Source organism: Thermocoleostomius sinensis A174, from assembly GCF_026802175.1.
Lineage (GTDB): Bacteria > Cyanobacteriota > Cyanobacteriia > Elainellales > Elainellaceae > Thermocoleostomius > Thermocoleostomius sinensis.
The window spans coordinates 2,546,361-2,563,021 of record NZ_CP113797.1; the positions used below are offsets into that span (position 1 = coordinate 2,546,361).

General features: G+C 48.1%; 11 protein-coding genes. 5 read left to right on the forward strand and 6 right to left on the reverse strand.

The features are described 5' to 3' along the window. Nucleotides 1-54 precede the first annotated feature (54 nt). From OXH18_RS10980 to OXH18_RS10990, 3 genes are all read left to right on the forward strand, one after another. The gene (locus OXH18_RS10980; RefSeq protein ID WP_268612825.1) at nucleotides 55-1,473 is read left to right on the forward strand and encodes an amidase; all 1,419 of its coding nucleotides are present in this window, start codon (nucleotides 55-57) and stop codon (nucleotides 1,471-1,473) included. A 62-nt stretch (nucleotides 1,474-1,535) separates the two neighbouring features. Continuing rightward, nucleotides 1,536-3,440: a WD40 repeat domain-containing serine/threonine-protein kinase gene (locus OXH18_RS10985; RefSeq protein ID WP_268612826.1), complete on the forward strand. Its 1,905-nt coding sequence runs from the start codon at nucleotides 1,536-1,538 to the stop codon at nucleotides 3,438-3,440. Between the two features lie 278 nt (nucleotides 3,441-3,718). After that, entirely contained in the window at nucleotides 3,719-6,589 is a 2,871-nt protein-coding gene (locus OXH18_RS10990; RefSeq protein ID WP_268612827.1) for a cation-translocating P-type ATPase, read from the forward strand. Between the two features lie 120 nt (nucleotides 6,590-6,709). On the opposite strand, the gene OXH18_RS10995 is transcribed toward OXH18_RS10990, so the two are convergent. The 3 genes from OXH18_RS10995 to OXH18_RS11005 form a co-directional block, all read right to left on the reverse strand. Continuing rightward, nucleotides 6,710-7,174 carry a hypothetical protein gene (locus OXH18_RS10995; RefSeq protein WP_268612828.1) on the reverse strand — a complete coding sequence of 155 codons (465 nt, stop codon included), beginning with the start codon at nucleotides 7,172-7,174 and terminating at the stop codon, nucleotides 6,710-6,712. A 237-nt stretch (nucleotides 7,175-7,411) separates the two neighbouring features. Beyond that, on the reverse strand, nucleotides 7,412-8,695 hold the full coding sequence (locus OXH18_RS11000; protein ID WP_268612829.1) for an MSMEG_0569 family flavin-dependent oxidoreductase: 1,284 nt from the start codon (nucleotides 8,693-8,695) through the stop codon (nucleotides 7,412-7,414). Nucleotides 8,696-8,972: 277 nt separating this feature from the next. Beyond that, the gene (locus OXH18_RS11005) at nucleotides 8,973-9,806 is read right to left on the reverse strand and encodes a GGDEF domain-containing protein (RefSeq protein ID WP_268612830.1); all 834 of its coding nucleotides are present in this window, start codon (nucleotides 9,804-9,806) and stop codon (nucleotides 8,973-8,975) included. A gap of 616 nt (nucleotides 9,807-10,422) precedes the next feature. On the opposite strand from OXH18_RS11005, the gene OXH18_RS11010 reads away from it, so the two are divergent. Then, a complete protein-coding gene (locus tag OXH18_RS11010; RefSeq protein WP_268612831.1) occupies nucleotides 10,423-10,845 on the forward strand; it encodes an ATP-binding cassette domain-containing protein in 423 nt (140 codons plus the stop codon). Here the strand turns inward: OXH18_RS11010 and OXH18_RS11015 are convergent. Together OXH18_RS11015 and OXH18_RS11020 are read right to left on the reverse strand one after the other, a co-directional pair. After that, complete coding sequence (locus OXH18_RS11015) at nucleotides 10,842-11,801, reverse strand: D-2-hydroxyacid dehydrogenase (protein ID WP_268612832.1); 960 nt, start codon at nucleotides 11,799-11,801, stop codon at nucleotides 10,842-10,844. The two genes, OXH18_RS11010 and OXH18_RS11015, sit on opposite strands and share 4 nt — an antisense overlap. A gap of 320 nt (nucleotides 11,802-12,121) precedes the next feature. Continuing rightward, on the reverse strand, nucleotides 12,122-14,437 hold the full coding sequence (locus OXH18_RS11020; RefSeq protein ID WP_268612833.1) for an ATP-dependent helicase: 2,316 nt from the start codon (nucleotides 14,435-14,437) through the stop codon (nucleotides 12,122-12,124). Nucleotides 14,438-14,634: 197 nt separating this feature from the next. On the opposite strand from OXH18_RS11020, the gene OXH18_RS11025 reads away from it, so the two are divergent. Further along, nucleotides 14,635-14,874, forward strand: a complete 240-nt coding sequence (locus OXH18_RS11025; protein WP_268612834.1) for a hypothetical protein — start codon at nucleotides 14,635-14,637, stop codon at nucleotides 14,872-14,874. 276 nt (nucleotides 14,875-15,150) lie between these two features. Here the strand turns inward: OXH18_RS11025 and OXH18_RS11030 are convergent, their stop codons facing one another. Then, a complete protein-coding gene (locus OXH18_RS11030) occupies nucleotides 15,151-16,482 on the reverse strand; it encodes a hypothetical protein (protein ID WP_268612835.1) in 1,332 nt (443 codons plus the stop codon). Between the last annotated feature and the right edge of the window lie 179 nt (nucleotides 16,483-16,661).

The following is a 16,661-nucleotide window of genomic DNA, read 5'->3' on the forward strand; positions in this document are numbered from 1 at the left end:
CATTTGTCGTTAGGATAAAGGGCATTGATTGCAGCGATCGTCCGGGAGAGTAGCATGAACCCAACAGATTTGGCCTTTACATCTGCCCTAGAACAGGCTGAATTAATTCGGCGCAAAGAAATCTCTCCGCTAGAACTAACGCAGCTTTACTTATCGCGCATTGAACAACTCAATCCCCAATTGGGTTGTTATTTCACAGTCGCGGTTGACCCAGCCCTAGCAGACGCCCGTGCCAAAACCGAGCAGTTAGCGGGCACAGCGGCAGAATTACCGCCATTTTGGGGCGTGCCACTCTCCATCAAAGATCTCAACTCCGTTGCCGGACTGCCTTCTACCTTAGGTAGCCCAGTTTTGCGTAACAATATTGCCGCTTACGATGATGCCGTGGTCACGCGAATCAAGCAGGCTGGATTTGTAATTTTGGGTAAAACGGCGGTTCCCGAACTGGCCACTCTGCCCTACACCGAACCTCAAGGATTTCCTCCGGCTCGTAATCCCTGGCATCTAGATTATACGCCCGGTGGGTCTAGTGGTGGGGCGGCGGCAGCCGTGGCGGCGGGGCTATCTTCGGTGGCCCATGCCTCAGACGGGGGTGGCTCCATTCGAGGGCCCGCTTTCTGCTGTGGTGTGGTGGGACTGAAACCAGCGCGGGGGCGGGTTTCCTATGCGCCGATCGGAGATGCGTTGGGGGGAGCCAGTGTCAATGGTAGCCTGGGCCGAACGGTGGCAGATGCAGCCGCCTTACTGGATGTGATGTCAGGCTATGTCACCGGTGATCCCTACTGGTTGCCCGATCCAGAGATTCCATTTGCCACAGTGGCCCTACACGCCCAACAACAGAGCCTTCGATCGCACCGCATTGCCTTTGCCACCGGAATGCCGCCCGTGGGCGAAGCTAATTCCATCTGCCAGCAAGCCGTACTTGCCACTGCCCAGCAACTAGAGAATTTGGGCCATCACCTAGAGCCAGAGGGTCCAGACTGTACCGGATTGGTGGAACCGTTCACGCTGATCTGGCGTACCAGTGTAAAAGCTCTAGGGTTACCACCAGAAGCCCTACAACCGTTCAATCGCTGGCTCTATGACCAAGCAGACAGCAGTGGAGATTATCAAAAAGCTCTGTGGGCAATGCAAGTGCTATCGCGGCGACTGGTAGCCTTCCTCGATCGCTATGATGCAGTGTTGTTGCCGGTCTATTTGCATCCTGCCATTCGTGTCGGTGAGTGGGCTGATCTGAGTCCAGCAGCAACGTTAGAGAAAGTCATTCAGTGGATTGCGCCGTGTCCCCTAGCCAACGCAACCGGGTTACCTGCTGTTGCTATTCCTACTGGGTTTACTCCTGACGGATTGCCGATGGGGGTTCAGCTAGTGGGACGGCCAGCCGATGAAGCGACGATCATTGCTCTAGCGGCTCAACTAGAAGCGGTGCAACCCTGGAGCCAGCATCGACCTTCAATGGCGATCGGGGGTTAGGGATTGGGGGTTGGGGAATCAGTCGCTAGGATTGGGAAAGAGTCTCCAATCGCACGTACCTCATGAGTTATTGCCTCAATCCAACCTGTTCTCAGCCTGAAAATCCTGACAACGCCAATTTCTGTCAAGCTTGTGGAGCAATGTTGCGGTTGGGCAATCGCTATCGTGCGGTTAAGCTTCTGGGACAAGGAGGGTTTGGGCGCACATTTTTGGCGATCGACGAAGTGCAGGACTCTACTCAAGATTTAAGTCCATCACCTTCGCGGTGTGTAATTAAACAACTGTTACCGCGTGGGTCGGTTGCCAAGGCTGAGAGGATCGATCGGTTTCGCCAAGAGGCTGAACGGCTAGCAGCTTTAGGAGAGCATGCCCAAATTCCGAAATTACTGGCACATTTTGAAGAAACAGAAGCGCAATACTTAGTACAGGAATACATCGATGGCGACAACTTGGATGCGGTTTTACAGCAGGAAGGGCCGTTTAATGAAATGGCCATTCGTGACTTGCTAGCCGATCTGCTGCCTGTAATCCGCTTTGTGCATAGCTATCAGGTGATTCATCGCGACATTAAACCAGAAAATATCATTCGTCCGCGTCAGGGTCATCATTTTGTCTTGGTTGACTTTGGAGCTTCAAAATATGCTACCGAAGCCGTGTTGGCCCGCACTGGAACGGTCATCGGCAGCGCTGGATATGCGGCTCCAGAACAGGCAATGGGGCGAGCCGATTTTGCCAGCGATCTCTACAGCTTGGGTATCACCTGCATTCACTTACTGACAGGGCTGCACCCCTTCGATTTGTACTCAGTTAGTGAAGATCGGTGGGTGTGGCAACAATATTTACCAAAACCCATTAGTGGACGCTTGCGGCGGGTTTTGGACAAACTGCTGGAAAAAGCAACCAGCCAACGCTATCGCAATGCTACCGAAGTACTGCAAGATTTAGGACTGGAATCCAACCTGCCTGCTGCTATTGAATCGATCGATCGATCGTCGCCCTCTGCCCGTATCCGTTCCCGTTCCCGTTCGGCGATGACAGAAACCTGGCAATGTGTACAAACGCTGGCAGACCATGAAGGGGAAGTGACAGCCCTTGCCATCAGTCCGGGTGGGCGAATTTTGGCAAGTGGCAGCAGCGATAACGCAATTCGGTTTTGGAGCTTGGAAACAGGCGAACGGCTGCATCTGTTTGCTGGACGATCGCTGTGGTCGGGGGATGGTCATGGCGAAGGCATTAGCACCCTTGCCTTTAGTCCCGATGGCGAAACCCTGGCCAGCGGCAGTGATGACGGCACGATCAAATGGTGGGATTTAACCACACGCAAGCTAATTTACACCCTTCCTAGCCACGGTTGGGGCATTTCTGCCATTTCATTTCATCCAAAAGGTTATGTATTAGCCTGTGGCAGCCGCGACGGGTTGATTCAAATTTGGGATTTATACCACGAACGTCTGATTACTAATTTGACCGTTCATTCTGATCAGATCAGTGCTCTGATTTTTGTGCCAAAACGACGAATCCTAATCAGCAGTAGCTATGATAAAAAAATTTGCCTGTGGGATGTACAAACACAGGAACTTATTAAAACATTAACTGGACATGTCGATCGCATCAGTTCGATCGCACTTAGCCAAAACAACCGTACCTTAGTGAGCAGCAGTTGGGACAAAACCGTAAAACTTTGGGATCTGGAATTTGGTGAACAGCGCAAAGTGATTGCCGCGCACAAACGCCCTGTTACTTGTTTGGCCCTTCATCCCACGCAACCCTTGTTTGCCAGCGGTAGTGAGGACAGCACAATCAAGCTGTGGAATTTGGAATCAGGCGATCGGCTTAGCACACTAAAAAGTTTTTGGGGAATTAATGCCCTTGCCTTCAGCCCCAATGGTCAGGTTTTGGTCAGTGGCGGAGCCGATGAGTTAATCAAACTTTGGCGTAAGCGAGCATCGGGAAACGTCGTTAATTAGTTCCAGTAGATCACAAAATATCCGAGAACGGCGTAGCATCAAGACACACCCATTACCATCAAATCTCGACCGAAAATTCGACAGTGTCCTGTGATTTGCACATTAACAGCCCGAAACTTATTGTTTGGTGAGGTTCCAGACCTACGCAAGTAGAGAGCACTAGAACCGAGACGCAAGGGTGAGTGTCCCCGAACCTTACCATCTGTTGCAAAGCCAACACAGGATTGCTTGCAACCACTACGATTGTCTCCTATACCCTTTCTGGGAGCTAGTGCATAATGAACGATGTTCCACCTGAGCAGATCCTGTGGTACACGGTTGACACCGATCGGGCAGTTGAGGTACTCAAAAGCGATCGACAAACGGGATTAATGCCCGAACAAATTGCCAGACGGCAAGCCCAGTATGGCCCGAATGAACTCCAAGACATGGGAGGGCGAAGTTCTTGGGCGATTTTGATTGATCAGTTTAAAAACATCATGCTGATCATGCTGATAGCTGTGGCCATTATCTCTGGCGTGCTAGATCTGCTAGATTTCCGAGCCAAGACGATACCCGGCGACATTCCCTTTAAAGATACGGTGGCAATTTTGGCGATCGTCATTCTCAATGGCATTTTGGGCTATGTGCAAGAAAGCCGTGCCGAAAAAGCTCTGGCGGCCCTCAAAAGCTTGTCATCCCCCAGAGTACGAGTCATTCGCGATGGCAAAACTAGCGAAATTGCGGCTGAAGCGTTGGTTCCGGGTGATCTGATGTTGCTAGAAACGGGAGGACAGGTAGCAGCCGACGGGCGCTTGCTAGAGGCATTTAATTTACAGGTACGAGAAGCGGCACTAACCGGGGAATCTCAGGCAGTAACAAAGCAGCCGCAGATATGCTTGCCAGAAGATACTGCCATTGGCGATCGAGTAAACCTGGTATTTCAAGGAACAGAAGTGGTGCAGGGGCGCGGTACGGTGTTAGTGACCAATACGGGAATGCAGACCGAACTGGGCAAAATTGCCACGATGCTGCAAACGGTAGAAACCGAACCAACTCCGCTTCAGCAGCGCATGGACCAACTGAGCCAAGCTCTTGTCACTGGATCGCTGATTTTGGTGGCGATCGTGGTGGCAGGTGGGTTAATCCTGTCAGGCTGGCAAAATTTCAGAGACTTGTTGGAGGTGTCTCTGAGCATGGCGGTGGCTGTTGTACCCGAAGGACTTCCAGCCGTGATCACCGTGACGTTAGCGTTGGGAACTCAGCGAATGGTGCGCCGTCATGCCCTAATTCGCAAATTGCCCGCCGTAGAAACCCTGGGGTCTGTTACCCATATTTGCTCCGACAAAACTGGAACCCTGACCCAAAACAAAATGGTGGTGCAAGCGGTGCATCCGATCACAGGCTCCTTTCGAGTCAGTGGGGATGGCTACGCGCCAGAGGGAGAATTTTACTCGGTTGAAACCTCCTCCAAGTCAACCGATCGCCCCATTACAGTTCAGGATCATCCCGATCTACATTTGCTATTACTAGCCTGCGCCTTGTGCAACGATGCTGCCTTACAAAAAGAAAAAGGTGATTGGATGATTTTGGGAGATCCCACTGAAGGGGCACTGTTGACCGTGGCGGGCAAAGCCGGACTGCAACGCGATCAGTGTGCGTTCCAATTACCACGTGTAGCCGAAATTCCGTTTACCTCCGAACGCAAACGCATGAGTGTGGTGGTAGAAAGAATGAAAGCGGAAAGCAGCAGGACAACTATAATTCCTCAGTTAATCATTCCTCATTCTTCATCTCCTTCATCCCTCATCCTTTTCTGCAAAGGTTCTCCCGAACTTATCCTAGAGCACTGTCAGTACATGCAAAGGGGCGATCGAATAGAGCCATTGCAATCAGCACAACGCGATCGGATCTTATCCCATAACAATCAGTTGGCAAGTTGCGGGTTGCGCGTGTTGGGCATGGCCTATAAGCCGCTAGAGACATTGCCCTCTGAGATGGGTGAAGACGAAGCAGAACAAGATTTAGTGTGGTTGGGTCTGGTGGATATGCTGGATGCGCCGCGATCGGAGGTGCAAGAGGCAGTCGCTCGCTGTCGTACGGCGGGTATTCATCCCATCATGATTACGGGCGATCATCAACTGACAGCCTGTGCCATTGCCGAAGCATTGGGGATTGCAAAAACCGGCGACGAAATTTTAACTGGACGAGATTTGGAAAAAGCAAGTCCTACGGAATTGGAAGCCCATGTTGATCGGGTATGTGTCTATGCACGGGTGGCTCCTGAACATAAGTTACGCATTGTGCAAGCCTTACAGCGCCGTCGCAATATCGTGGCAATGACTGGGGATGGCGTCAACGATGCACCTGCTTTGAAACAAGCCGACATTGGCATCGCCATGGGTATCACAGGCACAGATGTCAGCAAAGAAGCCAGTGACATGGTGTTGTTGGATGATAATTTTGCCACGATCGTGGCGGCCGTGGAAGAAGGCCGGGTCGTGTATACTAACATTCGCCGCTTCATCAAGTACATCCTGGGATCAAACATTGGGGAAGTACTGACGATCGCTGCTTCACCCTTGCTAGTAGCATCAGGAGGGGTTCCCCTAACACCTTTGCAAATTCTGTGGATGAATTTAGTCACCGATGGTTTGCCGGCATTAGCGCTCGCCGTGGAACCCGCAGAACCCAATGTGATGAAGCGTCCGCCGCATGATCCAAGCGAAAGCATTTTTGCCCGAGGACTAGGAGCCTACATTCTTCGGATTGGCGTGGTATTGTCGATCATTACCATTGCGCTAATGGTGTGGGGATACAACTATACCTTAACAACCTATGGAGTTGAAGATCAACGCTGGAAAACCATGGTGTTTACAACACTGTGTTTGTCGCAAATGGGGCATGCCATGGCAATTCGATCGAATAGCCGCATGACGATAGAACTCAATCCACTTTCCAACCCATTTCTATTAGTTGCAGTTGGGTTAACCACCATGCTGCAACTTCTGCTCGTTTATGTAGAACCGCTGCGTAACTTCTTTGGCACCCACTACTTAACTCCTATGGAACTAGCTGTGTGTCTAGGGTTTAGCGTGTTGCTGTTTACCTGGATCGAACTAGAAAAACTAGTGATGCGATTTTTGTTCAAGCGCAAGATTGAGGATTAGTTTTCTGATGAATTCAGATCGAGTTCTAATTAGCAGGAGAGCAGTTAGCTCAGAAGACAATGCAGAAGGGTGAAGCGTATACCCTGATTCGTAATCTTATCTGGCAGCTTATTTAGCGGCTTACTTGGCGGCAAAATTTTCTTTGCCAATGACTCCAGGTAAACTAGAACGGCGAAATTGCGATACACGCTTTGACGGTTCACTAGAGCGAGTTTTATAAAAAATCGCTTCAAATTCCTCTTGTAGATCTTTAAAGATCCATAAATCCTTTTCGCGAGAGTAATAGCTTTGTTTCTTGATAGTTTTAACTAAGGTTTCATAGGCATCACAAATTTGCGGTGATTTCTTAGAAATGTCAGTTTTATACGGATGGAAGTAAAGCTGTCCGCTATGCGTTTCAGGACGAGGACGCGAAAATTGAATGAATTCTTGGGCAAAGATGCGCACACGAGGTGGTTGAGCATACCCAAGCGCCAATTGGGAAGGAATTCCGGTAGGGAATACAGTCAGTCCCAACGTTTGAGCCATTTCAAGAATGCGAGCCTCTGCAACCTGCGTATGAAAGAAGCGAAGTTGGCGTCCCATAGTTCTATTTAGATAATGGACAGTATTTTTTGCTGGAATTAATTCCGAGCGATAGGCAATGCAATAAACCATTGCTGTCATTATTCAGCCTAGCGTGCCTTCAGTGATTTGCTGCACATTGCTCGCTAGTTTAGTCTTAGTTTTACAAAGATGGGATAAGACCGATCGTTCCCTTCACATTTAGAAGTGAGGAGTCAGGATAAAGGGTAAAAGCGGCTCCATTGAGCTAGCGGAATCCTATGATCCCAGCAAAAACTCATTGACAATGCTCCAATCGTTAGCATGTGCCGTTTTCTGGCGAGTAGTAATGTAATCTGCTAGATAGGTTGCATCTCGGGCAATCCCTGAAAACCGCCCCGATCCCCACGTGTAGAGCCACGGTAGCCCCAAAAAGTACAGTCCGCGTACCGAGGTGACACCGCGATCGTGCCCTGGATAGCCTTTGCCATCAAATACTGGAACGTCAACCCAGCTAAAATCGGCGTGATAGCCCGTACACCAAACGACAGCGCCAATATTGGCCTCGTCCAAAGCGAGGCTCAAAGCGGGGGATTCTGGCTGCCAGACAGGCTGATAGGGCGGCTCGGTGGGGGCATCAATCTGATGCGTTTCGATAAACCGATCAATTGTGTTCTTAATGCTTTCAGCCACGGCATCGGCTTGATCGAGATTCTGTTGCAAATCGTCCCAAAACTCCAATCTTCCTCGATGAATGGTTTTCAGCCGCCCATGCAGTTGCATTCCCTGCAAGGCAAATTCCCGCAAATCAATTTCGCGGCCGCCGTCTCGTCCTGTGACATAATGATTAGCTTTTGTCCGCACTTTCTCCTTTTGAGGATGTTCATCGATCGACAGATCGTAGTATCCCATCTGATCAAGCCAATCAACCACATCCTTGCCTCGATAGCGTCTGGGCGATCGCGGGGCCCCACCTACACAAAGGTGAACTTGCTTGCCTGCCAGATGCAAATCCTCAGCAATCTGACAACCTGACTGTCCCGTGCCAACGACCAATACTGCCCGATCGGGTAAGGACTGCGGGTTTTTATACTGCGAAGAGTGTAGCTGAACAACCTCCTCAGGCAGCCGTTCTGCAATCGATGGAATCTTAGGACGATGATAGCCACCTGTTGCAATCACCACTTGCTCGGCTGTGTACTGCCCGATCGACGTAGCAACGTGAAAAAGCTCTTGCGTTTTGTCCTTACTGACCCCTAGTACCTCCACGCCTTCTTTAATTGGTGGAGCAAAAGAGGCGGCATAGGACTCAATATACCGAACAATTTCATCCCGCTTCATAAACCCATTGGGATCGTCGCCAGAATAGGGATAGTTTGGAAGCTGGCATTGCCAATTCGGAGTGACTAGACAAAACGAGTCCCATCGATACGTGCGCCATGAATGGGCAATTTGGTGCTTTTCAAAGATGAGATGGTCAATGCCTCGTTCTTTTAGGCAATAGCTCATGGACAAACCTGCTTGCCCACCTCCTACGATGATGACGGAATAGTGATTGCTCATGAACATGCTAGGTAGCTGGTAGATGACAGAACTAGTCTGCTTGACCGTGTTGACAGATTAAAGGGTATTCAGAACAGGTTTTTGTATTTTTTGTCACAAACAACCAAGGACTACCTGTAAGACCAGGTGTCTTCGTGTCCGATCGCGGCTTGCTATTCAGTATTGGTAACTGGTCAATCGATCTAGCAATTCAAACAGTCTGTGATTGTCTATTAAACCGTCTGATCCGTCCCATGACAAGGGCGATCGAATACTTGAAACAAACTTACAGAGTTCATTATGGAACGCAAGTTTGCCATTCTCTGTGATCTCGATTACCCCAGTAAGTTGCGTATTTGATTGTACTTTTACCATCAGACTTCGCAGAGTACATCAAATTATCAGCCATTGTTACTAACTCATCAATTGAATTGGGAGCAGCCTGACATGTCAATACACCCATGCTGAATGTGATAGACCAATGGTTTCGCTGAATTTCTGTTAAAAGATAACCCTGTAGATCAGTCGTTAGTGATTTTGCAGCTTTATCATTCGTTTCAGGAAACAACAACACAAATTCGTCGCCCCCCATTCTTGCGATCGTATCTGTTTTTCGGATTCGTTTTTTGATAGTACTGACAACAGTTTGAAGAACTTGATCACCTACAAAATGTCCAAACTGATCATTCACTTCCTTGAAATTATCCAAATCGAAGTAAACAATCGTGAACGGACGCTGATATCGCTGAATCCGGTACATCTCTAATTGTGCTATTTCTTTAAAGTATCGCGAATTGACCGCAGAGGTTAGATAATCTGTGCGAGCTAGTTCTCTTTCACGCTGCATTAACATTTTTATTTTTGTCAATAGAATCACAACCGTAAAGAACAAACTAGACCGAATCAATGTATTCCAGATAGGAGAAGAATGATGGGCATAAGAACGGCCTGACATTAATTCAGCAATCAACCAAATAACCGCACCAATCAAAGAAGCTAAAAAACCTAATCTTTGATTAGATGCCCAAGCGATTAAGGCAATAGGTAACACATAAAAAACCGAGAATGAATACTCATACCCAGTTAAAAAATCAATAACCCCCACCAATCCAAGCAGTGTAAAACCACTCAAGAGCAAAACCCGCTGATCCTGTTTCTCTAGACTAACTAACAGCCCATGCACTGTTTGAGTCGGCTGACAATGCGATCTGATGTAGTGCCTAATCATGGAAATTTAATCTAGCTATATCCGAAGGTGAGGGAACTGAGAACGCTGTTGAGGAAACCAACATCCGCACTGCAACAGATGAGAGGAAGGGTAGATGAACTAATGTATTAGTTGATACAGGGCGTTCTTTACTTAGATTGCCCACCTCGGTTGAAAGATCGCGAATGTGGCGATCGGCGTCATTGTCTCTGTCGTTGTATTCTCTGCTTGGGGTCTGCTAATTAAATAAACCTAAAGATTACAACGATATTACAACGATCGCGGATGCTTATCCCTCCCCCCTGCATTGTTCATGGTTTTCCTGAAGTGATACGGTGCAACATCAGTGAACCTACCTCGTTTTTCTGATCTTTACCTATCATCTCACTGATGTTGGGGATCAGTTTGAACGTGAGTAGCTTTATGAGGTAGGTCTCGTGCTCGTGCTCTTCAACCACCCTTTGAATATGCCTTTACCGACTCAGTTTCCCCTCTATGCCGTAGGAACCACCAACCCCTGCCCTTACAGGGATATTCCCCCGTGCAATTAATCTTTCAAAATCCAGAACTAGCCGTTAATCCGCGCTGGCGAGTGCGGCAAATTCTCCAGGAAGGACAGCCCCCCAACTCGACCTTACTAGAGGAGTTGGGCGTGTCTCCAACGTGGCTCGATCGCTATCCTCATGAGTTAATCGGCGGCGAATTGCAACGGATTGCCGTGGCGCGGGTACTGAATCCTACCACTCAGTATCTAATTGCTGACGAGATGACCGCTATGTTAGATGCCAACACTCAAGCGCTAATTTGGCATGCTGTTCTCGACTATATACGCACCCATCACATCGGCCTATTGGCAATTAGTCATGAATTTGCATTACTGAAACGGGTGTGCGATCGCATCCACAAAATTGGACCTCCTCCTGTTCCCAATCCCCATCCCCACTCCCTAACCTCCAACCTTTAATACCCAACCTGCCGATCTACTACATTCTTCAACGGTTGACCTTGTCGATATCGCGTCAGGTTATCCAAAAATAACTCCACCAACCGCCGATCGTTTTGTGGTGAAAACCCGGAGCAGTGAGGCGAAATCACAACATTTGGCAACGACCAAAAGGAACTTTCTGCGGGTAATGGTTCAGTACTAAACGTATCCAATCCGGCTCCAGCAATCCATCCTTCTTTCAGTGCGGTCAAAAGGGCCGGTTCATTTACCACAGCTCCACGGGCAATATTGATGAAATAAGCCGTTGAGCGCATCGATCGAAACGCTGCTTCATCGATCATGCCAATGGTATCTGTCGTTAAAGGAGTAGCTACAACCACATAGTCGGCTTCGGGTAAGACCGATCGCCATTCATCACGACCAACTACTCGTTCAAATGCAGGAAGAGGATCTGGGCGGCTACGAGACCCCCAAACACGCATTCCAAAAGCACTCGCCCGATCGGCAATGGCTTGACCAATGCTACCTGCCCCGATAATAAGTAACGTGGCATCTACAAGTTCTTGAAACGTGAATCCAATCTCCTGATGCCAATGACGTTGGGCTTGGCGCGTGCGCAGGGCCGGAAATTGCTTAGCTCGATTAAGAATCAGCATCATCACAAATTCGGCGATCGGAATGGCATAGACGCCAGCACTATTGGTAAGGATAATCTGGCGCTCTAAAAACTTGGTTGATTTCAAAATGTGATCTACACCAGCACTAGGAGTATGTTGCCAGCGCAAATTGGGAGCCGCTTCTAGCACGCGATGCAGAACAGATTGCTTTAAATAAAAGCCATTAAAATAAATTTCCGCATCGGATGCGTCCCCACCTTTGAGGTTGCCGTCTGCATCAGCCCAAACAGCTTCTACATCGGCAGGCAAGCGCGGTTTGAGAAGATCAATAACGTCGATCGGTAGAATCAGTTTCATTGGATGGAAATAGGGGGTGGTAAGGAAACAGGGAATAGGGAATGGTAAGACTTAGGTCTCTATTACGATTATCGATCACTTGGAATTAGATTGTTTTGCAGACGGTGATCAGCATTTGTCGCAACCACTGGTTGGCTGGATCTCGATTCGGTTAATTTATCTCAGAACCTCAAAATAAATCATGCTTTTGCTTCGATCGCAAAAATTCACAAATGCTTCAATAGATCGTTCAAAGTCTCTTAGTCAAAATTTTTCTGACTAATCCTGTCAACCAACGCTTTGCTGCCCAAAATCTGATGCCGCATTTATCAAGACAGGGGTCAAGGTTTGGGTTGATATGATTGTTTCCAATGTTCCAGTCCTGGGAAATCGCATTGCTGGTTCTGTTCATCGAGTTGTAAGGGTGCAATCTTCTGCCAGATGGCAATATGGGCCGGCTCCAATTTCATTAAAGTCAGTAATTGATGATGATGCGCAGCCGCAAAAAAGGATTGTAAGGTATTTGCGATCGTTTGTTTGCGCTGCCAATCTACGTTCCACCATCGATCGAAATAGCGTTCCAACCCCAAGGTCAGCATCGTTTGCAGAATGTCTACCGCTTCGCGAGCCTGCCAATTCGTCGGATCATGACTGAGACAGGTTTGTAGGCGGTTAATTTTTTCTAGAATATCAGTGGCGTTGGCTTCCTGAAGAAACTGAGATACAGGCTGTTCCTGGAGGAAATGCAGATGCAGTTCACGCTGCGATCGAGTCAAGGCCACATAAAGTAACCGTCGTTCTTCTTCCAGTTCTTCGTGGGTCAGTTTTTCACCAAACGGAATAATGCCCTGGTTGCAGTGCGGCACAATCACGATCGGCCATTCCAGCCCCTTCGATTGGTGAATCGTGGTCAACCGAATGCACTGACTAGGATTATGGGTATGGTGCTCGGACTGTTGCTCAAGCTGTACCAAATGTTGCAAGAACTCTGACAACGTACCTTTGCCCCCGGCATAATTAATCAAGGCGTCGATGCCAGCCGCTTTACCCTGTCCAGTTTCCTTAAAACCACTATGATGGCGCAAATAGTCGCAGTAGCCGAGGCTTGTATCCAGCGCTTTCAGTACCGTTTGAGCCAAGGCTGCTTGCGAAGCGGACACCAGCCATTGACTCAGCGTGGTAAGTTTATGAATCGTGCGACTCTGGGCTACCTCTGCTTGAATTAGCAGTAAAACCTGACTGAGTGGCAGGTGGCGATACAGCACCCAATTACGAATTTGTTCCTTGAGTTCTTTGCTGAGATATCGCAAAGGAGGAGTCAGTTTGACACGGTTCCACGCCTCCTCCCAAGCCATTACATCTAGCTTTGTAGCGGTTTGTTCCAAAGCTTGTTGGGCTTCAAATTGCGCTAGATGTGCAAATGCTAAGAAATTCAGTGTTTCTGGACGACGATAAAACGGAACCAGTTCACTGCCCCAATAGGGAATTGTAGACTGAATCAAATGCTGTTCAATGTACGGAGTTTGGGCATAGACCCGCACCAACACAGCAATATCGCTGGGTTGTACTCCTGCTGCCAGAAACCCATTAACCTGTTTAGCAATGTTTTGACCCAGTTGTTCTGGTCCGATCGCTTGGTGAATTTGCGTGCGACCATCAAAGCCCTGAGTCAGGCTAAGAGCTTTATTGTAGCGATTGCGGTTGTGGCAAATTACAGCATTGGCAAGGGCAATCTGCGAAGCTTGACAGCGAAAGTTATCCGTAATGGTGTATGTCACAGGACGATAGCGATCGAACTCTTTAAGAATAAATCGAACTTCAGCCCCGCGCCATTCGTAAATTGTTTGATCATCATCACCCACCACCATATAGTTACCATGAGGGCGAATCAATAAATCCAAGATTGCGAACTGAGCACGATTGACATCCTGAAATTCATCGACAATCACACAGTCAAAGCGTTGTTGAAAAAAATGTAATAAATCTGGATACCGTACTAACAATTCCCAACCCGTCATCAACATATCATCAAAACTCAGCCAGCCGTGCTGATGACGAATTTCTTCAAACAGGCGATAGAGGTCAAGATACCAAGCAAGGGACGGCTCAACAGGTGGTTCAGCCGCTTGAGCAATGTAGCGATGAGGTGCATCGATCGGGAACCTGATCGGGGTCAAATCAGCATAATGCAACTTGCCTTTGCAACCGCTTACATAGGACAAAAAATCTTCTTGATCGAGATCATCCAGTTCCTGTTTGAAGTAAACATTTTGCGCTCGGGCCTCGCGCAGGACTTGGCGATATAGTTGTTGATCAACTTGGGTTGGAGCGATCGGTTGTTGCACAATTGGTAGGTATCCGCGTGCTTGAGCTTGACGAATCACTTGGTAGCTCAGGCTGTGCAAAGTTTGGGGTTTAACAGAGCGGCATTCATCCCATTGATGTAACGCTGATTGCAAATCGTTGACCGTGCCTCGACTAAACGAAGCGGCGAGAATTCGCTCTGGAGCAAAAACGCCATTTTGAACTAAGCGATGAATGCGATGCACCATAGCTGTAGTTTTACCCGATCCAGCCACAGCAAATACACGAGCCGCTCCTTCATCATGATGAACGATCGCTTGTTGTTCGTCTGTTAGACACACTCGTCGATTCATTCCTGGAATTTTGCCAATGATTACAGGTCATCAAATGTAACACTATCAAGAATCGCTATGAACATGGTTGATTCAACTGGTTCTGTTTCTCTTGACCGATTGTGTTTTTGCAAAAGTAAATCTCTTGATAGAGATCAAAGCGTCTCACGATCGCTACAACAAATAAGAGTACCCTATGCGGCAAGGACGTTTAACGAATGACAGCAAATTCCCTATCAATTCCTCGCTTCTGCCGAGAACAACGAGTTTATTTCATCGGTGGAATTGGCACGATCAAACATCATCACCGCGAAGCTGGGTGCTGGACTTATCTAGTAGAAATGGAGATGGGACCAGAACCAGATTTTGGTCGCATTGGTCATGAAACAACCATTCAACTGTTTGAAACGGATCTTATTCCACTATGTGAAAGCTGCAATTACGAATTAGCAGTATAATACCGCCACAGTCGCAATTGGGATAGTAGCCATCGGGTTTATCGCTTGATGGTATCTGTCGCATCAGTAAATGATGACCAACCTTGATGTGAATAGTGGCGATCTGGATAGATGATTCAATGTACGAGTTGATGCAAGAATAAATATCTATCGCAGACACAAAGCTATTCGTCAATGGCTTCACAGTTAGCTAAATATAGAACCAAAGAAAATTCACAAATTTTTCATTAGACGACAATACTTTATCTAAAACATTGCTTCGCAATCTTCATTTGCCTACGAATCAGCTTCTCTCAAACGACGTTGCCACTCCTCATCAATTGCATCCGCTTGCTGCAATTCCTGTTCTGTTAAATCTCGCTCAGTTGTATACGCTAAATTCGCTTCATCAATTACGGTAGTTGCTACAAACTGTCGCGCAAAGGCAATTTTTTGTTTCACCTCATCACCCGCCTGACTCAAAACGACGGCTCGCTCCTGCCGCTGCTGATTACGAGCTTCGATCGCCCGATTCCGCCACTGAATCCAAAAATAGCGAACTAGAGGAATCGCTAAAAACGCAATGCCATAGGCGAGCAGAATCCAGTAGATTCCTGAAACAAACGCGACTAAACCACCCAATTCAGCCGCGATCGCCCCATCGCCCAATAGCCGAGCCAGCACCAACGCACCAATTAAATTACCCCCCCCCAGCCCGATCGCGCCAATCACTTGACCACTACTGGCTTGGCTAAAGCGCCACGGTAACTCGCGCAAATAGGCAGCAACAGGTTGTGGTTTTCGCTGAGCAGCCGTAACTTGCAATTCTGGAAAATGATAGATGATCTGTCCGGTTGGGCTAACTTCAGGGCGTCCATTAAAGTGAGATAAGACTGGCAGCATAGCGTCGTCTTGATCCTGAAAGGTGCCCTGCTTAACTGTATCCAAGTAAGGCATAATTTGTTCTGCCACCGCGACGCCACCATTGTTACGAATGACTGTCGCGATTGTCTGCCAGCGGCGCTCTTCCAAATTGGCATTGGGGTTGCCGTCACCAAACAAGAAAGAGTAGATGCCTTCTAGAAAATTTAGGTTTGTTTCGGCTGATTGCCCTGGCGCACGACGGGTGGTGTATGATCTGCGTCGCCGCGAATTTGGAGTAAAGAACCAGTACCAATCGGGGCCAAACCAAAGCCACGGCATATAGCCGCCTCCGCCTCCCGAATGCCCTCTACTACCTGATCCCCCTCCGCTATCGCTGTCGCTAGCACTAAGAGCAATCATGATTGCAATAATGGCGATCGAAATCAGGATAATGGAAGCAATCAGCAAAATGCCAAAGGAAATCCGAATGAGATAAAACAAAATGCCCCAAACTTTGCTCCAGGCTTCTTTGAACCGCAATTGCCAGTACTTATTACGAAGAATCGTGCGAAAATTTTTGGGAAAGCGGTAAGCAATTTCCCCCGATTCAGCAACCTGAAGATGCCCGCCTGCCTCAGAGGCCAAGGCTAGCAAATCTCGTTCAGCAATCTTAATATCTAAACCCGCTTGTGAGGCAACATCCCCAATCGTGACGCGGTAATCAAGCGCTTCAACGGCTTTCAAAATAGCAGAGTTAGGAGCCATCGGTTTCTCCAGCGTGACTGTGGCGATATAACAGCGATATAACAGCGTTCTTTCCCCAGTATAGAAATTTGCGCCGGGCGCTGGTCATGATCAGGATTCTAGAATCAACGTTAAAGTGAGGAAGAATCACGTTCTCGCCTGTAATTCTGAGATAATTTAGAGTTGAATTACAAATTTAA

Excerpts from the sequence above, each read along its gene's own strand:
- OXH18_RS11020 (WP_268612833.1), bottom strand. The coding sequence starts at position 14,437 with ATGAATCGACGAGTGTGTCTAACAGACGAACAACAAGCGATCGTTCAT.
- OXH18_RS11030 (WP_268612835.1), bottom strand. The coding sequence starts at position 16,482 with ATGGCTCCTAACTCTGCTATTTTGAAAGCCGTTGAAGCGCTTGATTAC.
- OXH18_RS10995 (WP_268612828.1), bottom strand. The coding sequence starts at position 7,174 with ATGGGACGCCAACTTCGCTTCTTTCATACGCAGGTTGCAGAGGCTCGC.
- OXH18_RS11015 (WP_268612832.1), bottom strand. The coding sequence starts at position 11,801 with ATGAAACTGATTCTACCGATCGACGTTATTGATCTTCTCAAACCGCGC.
- OXH18_RS10985 (WP_268612826.1), top strand. The coding sequence starts at position 1,536 with ATGAGTTATTGCCTCAATCCAACCTGTTCTCAGCCTGAAAATCCTGAC.
- OXH18_RS10980 (WP_268612825.1), top strand. The coding sequence starts at position 55 with ATGAACCCAACAGATTTGGCCTTTACATCTGCCCTAGAACAGGCTGAA.
- OXH18_RS11025 (WP_268612834.1), top strand. The coding sequence starts at position 14,635 with ATGACAGCAAATTCCCTATCAATTCCTCGCTTCTGCCGAGAACAACGA.
- OXH18_RS10990 (WP_268612827.1), top strand. The coding sequence starts at position 3,719 with ATGAACGATGTTCCACCTGAGCAGATCCTGTGGTACACGGTTGACACC.
- OXH18_RS11000 (WP_268612829.1), bottom strand. The coding sequence starts at position 8,695 with ATGAGCAATCACTATTCCGTCATCATCGTAGGAGGTGGGCAAGCAGGT.